The sequence below is a fragment of the Sphaerobacter sp. genome (genome assembly GCF_019683595.1).
Lineage (GTDB): Bacteria > Chloroflexota > Chloroflexia > Thermomicrobiales > Thermomicrobiaceae > Sphaerobacter.
The window spans coordinates 1-6,814 of sequence record NZ_JADGHZ010000180.1 but is presented as its reverse complement, the minus strand read 5'-3'; the positions used below and the strand labels follow the sequence as shown (position 1 = coordinate 6,814).

The window sequence follows — 6,814 nt, the reverse complement described above, 5'->3', positions numbered from 1 at the left end:
CATGGCTACCCGCTGCGCCTGATCGTGCCGGGCATCTTCGGCATGAAGAACGTGAAGTGGATCACCCGCATCGAGGCGGTCGACCGCGACTTCCAGGGCTACTGGCAGGAGCGGGGCTGGAGCGACATCGCCACGGTGCAGACGATGTCGCGGATCGACGTCCCGGCATCCAACCGCACGCTGGTCGCCGGACAGCCGACGCTCATCGCCGGGATCGCCTTCGCCGGAGATCGCGGGATCTCCAAGGTCGAAGTCTCGACCGACGACGGCGAGACCTGGGCGCCCGCGACGCTGGACGAGCCTCTCTCACCGCTGACCTGGGTCCTGTGGCGATACGAGTGGACACCGATCCGGCCCGGCCGGTACCACCTGGTGGTGCGGGCCTACGACGGCCAGGGACAGGTCCAGGATGCCAAAGAGCGCCCACCGCTCCCCGACGGCGCCACCGGCTACCACACGGTGAGCGTGCGGGTCGGTGAGGCGTGAGGCGAAAGCGTTCCTCACCCCCCTGACCCCCCTCGCCCAACGTTGGGAGAGGGGGGAATGTCATGCGTCACACGTCATGCGTCAACCGTCAGGCGTTGTCTGCCTTGCTCCCCTCTCCCAAGGTTGGGAGAGGGGCCGGGAGTGAGGGCCGTCCCTACTCCCACCGGAACGTGCGGCTGGCGACGACGATGGCGAGGATGCTCCAGGCGGCAAGGATCAGGAAGTTCACCCAGGGCAGGGTGGGCTGTGCGCTGAGGGTCTCCCGCAGGGCGTCGGCGAAGGCGCTGGAGGGAAGCAGCCGCGCCGGAATCGACAGCAGCCCCGGCATCTCCTCCACCGGCCAGACGATCCCGCCCAGCAGGAGGAACCCGATGTAGAGGGCGTTGGCCAGGGCCAGCGTCGTCTCGGCGCGCAGCGCCCCGGCCATCAGCAGACCGAGCCCGGCGAAGACCACCGTGCCGAGGAGGACGGCCAGTAGCGCCCAAAGAAATGCACCGCTGGGGCGCCAGCCGTAGCCGGCGACCGCGATGCCCACCAGCACGGCGATCTGGACCACCTGGACCGCCATCGTCGCGAGGATCTTGGCGCCGATCAGGGTCGGGCGCGAGAGCGGGGTGCTGCCGAGCCGCTTGAGCACGCCGTAGTTCCGCTCGTAGGCGGTGCGGATGCTGAGGCTGACCAGCCCCGTCGACATCACCGCCAGCGCCAGCATCCCGGGCAGGAGGAAGTCGATCGGGTCTTCGTAGTCGTCCGGCTTCAGGCCGATCGAGGCGAAGAAGATGAGGAGGATCACCGGGACAATCATCGTGATCAGGATGCCCTCGGCCCGCCGCAGCGAGAGGAGGAGTTCCATTCGGGTCTGCGCCAGCAGCGCGTTCATCGTGTGCTCCGGATCACTCGCGTAGCTCGTGGCCGGTGAGCCGGAGGAAGACTTCCTCCAGCGACTCGTGGCCGACACGCAGGTCGTTCAGCAGGATCCCGGCATCGCGCGCCCAGGCGGTCACCTCGGCCAGGAGGTCGGCCGGGCGCGCCGTGTCGATGACGTAGAAGCCGGGACGTGGTTCGCGCGCGCTGTTCGCTGCCGGGAGTGCCGCCAACGTCGCTAGGTCGAGTCCCGGCGGGGCGGTGAACTGCACCTCCTCGGCATTGGCCTGGGTGAGCACCTTCGGCTCCTCCAGCGCGATCAACCGGCCGTGGTCGATGATCGCGACGCGGTCCGCGAGGCGCTCCGCCTCCTCCATGAAGTGCGTCGTCAACAGGACCGTGAGGCCGCGCTCACGCAGATCCCGGATGATGCCCCAAGTGAGGTGACGCGCCTGGGGGTCCATCGCGGTTGTCGGCTCGTCAAGGAAGACGAGCTCCGGCTTGCCGATCAGCGCCGCGGCGAGGGCCAGGCGCCGCTGCTGCCCGCCGGAGAGTTGCCGGTAGCGGACGTGGGCCGACTCACGCAGGCCGACCAGGTCGATCAGTTTCTCCGGGTCTTCCGGGTCGCGGTAGAAGTGGCGGAAGAGGTGCAGCAGTTCGGATGCGGTGACGGTGGGGTAGATGCCGCCCTGCTGGAGCATCACGCCGATCCGCTGCTTGAGCTGGGCCGCGTCGTGCTGCGGGTCGAGGCCGAGGACGCGCACCGTCCCGGCGTCGGGAGCGCGGTAGCCCTCCAGGATCTCCACGGTGGTGGTCTTGCCGGCACCGTTGGGGCCGAGCAGTGCGAAGATCTCACCGCGGCGGACAGAGAAGCTGAGGTCGTCGACGGCGCGCTTCTCGCCGTAGCTCTTCACGAGATGCTGGACCACGATTGCGTGGTCGGCTGTGCTGGTCATCCGTTCTCCACCGCTCACCTCGCGTCGTGGCGATCCCGTATCCGACGCGCCACGCGCCGCTCCTAAGCATACGACGTTGCACGCGCGAGGATGTAGCTGGAGGCGAGCTAGGTGCCACCCTCAGTCCGGTCGCGGCGGAAGAGGATGACCTCTTCGGCTTCATGGGCAGCGGTCGAGTCCTCCCGCAGGGCCTGCCGACGGAGCCGCTCGAGGATCACGGCCAGCACGATGACGACCCCGGCGAGCGACAGCGTCGCGGCTTCGACCGGCACCCACCCCGCCTGGTAGGCAAGGGCGCCGGCGTTCGCCGCCGCGTGCAGGAGCACCGCCCCCACGTAACCACGCAGCGGACGGCCCTGGGCGAGGCCGGTCACCAGCACCGCCGTCATGACCCCGTGGCCGAAGCAGACGATGAAGCGCTCGTTGAGATAGCCGGTGAACAGGTACCACGGCACTCCGGCATAGTCGGGGCTCCGGGCAATGCCGTAGGCGAGGTAGGCGGCCTCACCGATGCCGAAGCCGACGCCGAGGGTGAAGCCGGTCCAGAGCGCGCCGTCGCGGTTCCCGAGCCACGCCCGTGCTCGCGGCAGTAGCAGCGGGGCGACCTTGATCGCCTCTTCCGTGAGCGGGGCGAGGAGCAGGACGAAGAGCAGAAACCAGAGCGGTGCCGTGCCGAGTTGGTCCGTGTTCACCCCGGCCCAGTCCGCGACGCCCTCGCCGATCGGCTTTTTGATCAGCCGGTTGACGATGGCCGACAGCGGAAGCGCGGGCAGCGCCAGCCACAGGTAGCGCCGCCAGTGCGGGGTGACGATGCGCAGCAACCCGGTGTACGCGGCGGCGGAGACGCTCACCGTGATGATCGCCATGATGTAGATGCCGGGCACGGCTTACGCTCCGATCCGCGCCCGGACGGCCGCGACGAACGCCTCCTCGTCCGCCGGGGTGATGCCGTAGGTCCCGCGGGGAGTGTCGATCAGCAGGATGCGGTCGGCGGTGGCGGTCGCGCACATCTTGACACGGCCCTCATCGGCGTATGGGACCGTGAACAGCGCCAGGCCAGGGAACCGCATGCTCGACCAGAGTGAGATCTTGAGGTTCTTGCGGCGCATCTCCTGGATGTCTTCAAGCGGAATCCGGTAGCGGAGGATCGGGCCGTAGCGCAGGGTCAGCGCTTGGTCGTCCAACTCGTATCGCATCGTCGGAATCCAGGCAGCGAGCACCAGCAACGGGATGGCGAAGAGCAGGCCGATGCCCACATTGACCAGCAGCAACGCGAGCGGGATCTCCCCGGCGACGGGGAGTAGCGGCGCCACCATCAGGACGACAATGCCGACCGCAAAGGCGAAGAGCCATGCCCCGCCACGGGACGGCCGCGGCCGGAAGGTGACAACCGCGGTATCGCGCGACGTCGTGTCCACGGGCATCGGTCCCCCTCTCGGTCGGCGGGATCGCGGCGCTGATCGCGGCCGCGTGGCGGATGTGGTCGCTCCAGGTCGCCCGTCGGGCGACGGCGCTGGTCGCCGGCGTGCCGGCAACGTGGCGTGTCGAGGCGTGGCGCCCGAAACGGCGCGGCTACGTCGCCGTGAAGCTCAGTTGGTAGAGCATCAGGTAGACGAGCCAGCCGGTCACCACGACGTAGAGCCACAGTGGCAGCGTGACGCGCGCGATGCGCCGGTGCTTGGGATACTGGCGCGTGAGCGCTCGGTAGAGCGTGATGAGTACCAACGGTGCGATCACCGTGGCCAGGATCATGTGGCTGATCAGAATGACGTAGTAGACCGCCCTGGCCCAGCCCTCGCCGGTGAAGATCTTGGTGTCGATCAAGAAGAAGCGCGCGACGTAGACAATCAAGAAGAGCGCGGCGAAGGTCGTCGCGGTCAGCATCGCCCGCCGGTGATTGGTGATGTTCCCCTGACGAATGAAGAAGTAGCCGACCAGCAGGGCGATGCCGCTGATGACGATCAGCGCCGTGTTCAACAGGGGCAGCCAGGTCTCCATCGGCCCGGTCGTTCCTCTCTCCTCAGCCCGATTGCTTCCGCCCCTACCCCTTCCCGCTCAAAGTCTACGCGATCCTTCGCGCGTCTGCCGCACGCTGCCGCGCCTCTAGCGCCGTCGCCGGTAGCGGCGCGGGCGGCTCCCTGCCTCCTGGCCGCGGCTCAGCCGCACCTGGGCGCTGGCCTCGTCCAGCAGCGGCTGAAGCACGGCGATCATCCGCGCCAGTCGCGCGCCGACGTCCCGCGCCAGGTCCTCCGTGAGCGGCTGGTAGGGGAGGAGTGTGAAGAGGTGCCCCCAGGACTGTGTCCAGCGCTCCAGTTCGACGTCGGGACCGAGTTCGTGCTTGATCTCGACGATATGGCGGTCGAAGAAGGCGATCAGTGCCTCGGTGCTCTCCGGGCCGTCCTCGAAGTGCAGCCCGACCTCGATGTGGTTGTCGCGGGCGTTGGCCCAGACCTCGTAGTGCAGGCGCGGCTGGCCGTAGTGGAGCTTGACGAGGTTCATCGTGGCATAGGTCTGGAAGGTGGCCAGCTCGGCGGGCAGCGCAGCACGGGTGTGGGCCACGACGTCGTGGAAGAACTCCCGCCGCGTTAGCCGCGTCGTGCTCGCCATGGTCCAGCCAGCTCCCTCCTCGCCTGCTGCCCTCGGGGCAATCTTAGCGAAACGACGCAGGGGCTGGATCGATGCGGTGTGACGAGATGTCGCGGCACACCCGCAGCCAGCCGTAGCGGAGCCGTCCCCGTCTCGCATACGTGTCACCCTGGGCTGAGCCGGGCGGCGCAGCGAAGGATGACAGAATCGGTGGAGCAGGATGCTGGCGGGCGCTATCTCACAACGCCGCCCCTCGCGTGTCGTACTCTGTAGGGAGCAGCCGATCCCGTCGGAAGGGGCGTATGGAGTGACCGACAGCGCGGAGAGCACGCGGGGCACGGCCTTCGAAGACCTGGTGACGCGCCATCAGGCGGAGATCTACGCCTATATCTACCGCATGGTCCGGCATGACGGTGAGGCGCAGGATCTGTGTCAGGAGACCTTCCTGCGCGCGTTCCGAGCGTTCAGCGATCTCCAGGGCACGCCGAACTATCGCGCCTGGCTCTACCGGATCGCGACCAATACGACGCTGAACGCCCTGCGCCGCCGGCGCACCGGTGCGCGAGCCGCGGCGGCGTCGACCCGCGCGCAGCCCGGAGCGGTCGACGGCGACCCGGCGGGGGACCTGGACCGGCGCGATCTGCTGGACCGGATCGAGGCGGCCATCGCGGCGCTGCCGGTGAAGCAGCGGCTCGCGCTGACCCAGCGGCGCTTCCAGGGCCTCAGCTACGGTGAGATCGCCGAGGCCCTCGGAATGAGCGAGGACGCCGCCAGAGCCAACGTCTACCAGGCAGTGCGGAAGCTGCGCGCGCAGTTCGCGGCGGAACTCGAAGAGGTGAGGCTATGCAGGAACTGAACTGCACGGACGTCGTCGAACGCATCCCGGCCCTGGTCGCCGGGGACCTCAACCCGGAGGAGGTCGCGGCGATCGACCGGCACACCGCGACCTGCGCGTCGTGCGCACGGGAGGTAGCGCAGGGCCGGGCGCTGGCCGGTCTGCTCGACCAGGTGGCCGCGCGGACCGCCATGACACCGGGCGAGCGCCTGCTGGATAGCCTGCCGACCGTGGCCTACGACTGGATCGACTCCCCGGTCGGCCCGCTCCTCGTGGCCGTGTCCCCGCGCGGGCTGTGCCGCGTGGACTACGGCGGGACCGAGGCGGAGATCGTGGCGTGGGCCGAGTCGCAGCGGCTGGTGCCGCGACACGATCCGGACGCGGTGCGCCCGTACGTCACCCAACTCCAGGAGTACTTCGCCGGAGCGCGGCAGCACTTCGACCTGCCGGTGGATCTGACGGCCGTGTCGCCCTTCACCCGCCGGGTGCTGGAGGTCACGGCACAGGTCCCCTTTGGCCGGTTGGTGACCTACCGGGACATCGCGCGCACCATCGGTCAGCCGGGCGCCACCCGAGCCGTCGGCAACGCGCTTGGCAGCAACCCGGTGCCGATCGTCGTGCCGTGCCACCGCGTGGTGCGCAGCGACGGGACGATCGGCGGCTACACCGGCGGGCTGGCCATCAAGTGGCACCTGCTCGCGATCGAGGGTGTCACCCTGCCGGCGGTGTAGCCCGATGGCGGGTGGTGCGCGGATCCCCGACCGGTGGTGCGCGCCCGGAGGCGGGTGGTGTGAGGATCCCAGTGCGTGGCATGTGCCCGGAGGTGGGTGGTGCGAAGAGGATCCCCGCGCGGTGGTTGGTGCCCGGGGCTAAAGCCGGCTGGGAACGACGACGATGCCTGGCGGGGTGGTGAGAGGATCCCACCGCTCGGTGCGTGCCCGGGGCTAAAGCCGCCGGGCTGAGAAGGCGAAGCCCACTGAAGGGGCTGGAGATGCGGCGCCCGCTGGGAGGCCGGATCGTCTCCGCCTGGGTGTGGCCATCGCAGCCCCTTGAGTGGGCTTACCCACTGTTCAGCCCGGCGGCTTTA

At 69.1% G+C, this 6,814-nt stretch carries 9 protein-coding genes; 3 read left to right on the top strand and 6 right to left on the bottom strand.

Annotated elements, in window-relative coordinates:
- Positions 1-486: molybdopterin-dependent oxidoreductase (locus tag IRZ30_RS14490; protein ID WP_294086176.1), on the top strand; the 486-nt coding region annotated here is incomplete at its 5' end.
- A 154-nt stretch (positions 487-640) separates the two neighbouring features.
- Here IRZ30_RS14490 and IRZ30_RS14485 read toward each other — a convergent pair.
- The 6 genes from IRZ30_RS14485 to IRZ30_RS14460 all read right to left on the bottom strand — a co-directional run bounded on the left by IRZ30_RS14485 (position 641) and on the right by IRZ30_RS14460 (position 4,913).
- On the bottom strand, positions 641-1,366 hold the full coding sequence (locus tag IRZ30_RS14485; protein ID WP_294086174.1) for an ABC transporter permease: 726 nt from the start codon (positions 1,364-1,366) through the stop codon (positions 641-643).
- A 13-nt stretch (positions 1,367-1,379) separates the two neighbouring features.
- Positions 1,380-2,306, bottom strand: a complete 927-nt coding sequence (locus IRZ30_RS14480; RefSeq protein ID WP_294086173.1) for an ABC transporter ATP-binding protein — start codon at positions 2,304-2,306, stop codon at positions 1,380-1,382.
- A gap of 107 nt (positions 2,307-2,413) precedes the next feature.
- The gene (locus tag IRZ30_RS14475; RefSeq protein ID WP_294086172.1) at positions 2,414-3,190 is read right to left on the bottom strand and encodes a PrsW family glutamic-type intramembrane protease; all 777 of its coding nucleotides are present in this window, start codon (positions 3,188-3,190) and stop codon (positions 2,414-2,416) included.
- Between the two features lie 3 nt (positions 3,191-3,193).
- Positions 3,194-3,724: a PH domain-containing protein gene (locus IRZ30_RS14470; protein WP_294086171.1), complete on the bottom strand. Its 531-nt coding sequence runs from the start codon at positions 3,722-3,724 to the stop codon at positions 3,194-3,196.
- A 154-nt stretch (positions 3,725-3,878) separates the two neighbouring features.
- Entirely contained in the window at positions 3,879-4,304 is a 426-nt protein-coding gene (locus tag IRZ30_RS14465) for a DUF420 domain-containing protein (protein WP_294086170.1), read from the bottom strand.
- A gap of 105 nt (positions 4,305-4,409) precedes the next feature.
- On the bottom strand, positions 4,410-4,913 hold the full coding sequence (locus IRZ30_RS14460) for a hypothetical protein (protein ID WP_294086169.1): 504 nt from the start codon (positions 4,911-4,913) through the stop codon (positions 4,410-4,412).
- Positions 4,914-5,199: 286 nt separating this feature from the next.
- On the opposite strand from IRZ30_RS14460, the gene IRZ30_RS14455 reads away from it, so the two are divergent.
- Positions 5,200-5,748, top strand: coding sequence for an RNA polymerase sigma factor (locus IRZ30_RS14455; RefSeq protein ID WP_294086168.1), 549 nt, complete (start codon positions 5,200-5,202; stop codon positions 5,746-5,748).
- On the top strand, positions 5,736-6,458 hold the full coding sequence (locus IRZ30_RS14450; protein WP_294086167.1) for a methylated-DNA--[protein]-cysteine S-methyltransferase: 723 nt from the start codon (positions 5,736-5,738) through the stop codon (positions 6,456-6,458). The genes IRZ30_RS14455 and IRZ30_RS14450 overlap by 13 nt, the downstream gene beginning before the upstream one ends.
- The last annotated feature ends 356 nt before the right edge of the window (positions 6,459-6,814 follow it).

What these genes read in the sequence shown, in the direction of transcription:
- IRZ30_RS14485 (WP_294086174.1), bottom strand. Translation starts at nt 1,366, where the DNA reads ATGAACGCGCTGCTGGCGCAGACCCGAATGGAACTCCTCCTCTCGCTG.
- IRZ30_RS14460 (WP_294086169.1), bottom strand. Translation starts at nt 4,913, where the DNA reads ATGGCGAGCACGACGCGGCTAACGCGGCGGGAGTTCTTCCACGACGTC.
- IRZ30_RS14480 (WP_294086173.1), bottom strand. Translation starts at nt 2,306, where the DNA reads ATGACCAGCACAGCCGACCACGCAATCGTGGTCCAGCATCTCGTGAAG.
- IRZ30_RS14465 (WP_294086170.1), bottom strand. Translation starts at nt 4,304, where the DNA reads ATGGAGACCTGGCTGCCCCTGTTGAACACGGCGCTGATCGTCATCAGC.
- IRZ30_RS14450 (WP_294086167.1), top strand. Translation starts at nt 5,736, where the DNA reads ATGCAGGAACTGAACTGCACGGACGTCGTCGAACGCATCCCGGCCCTG.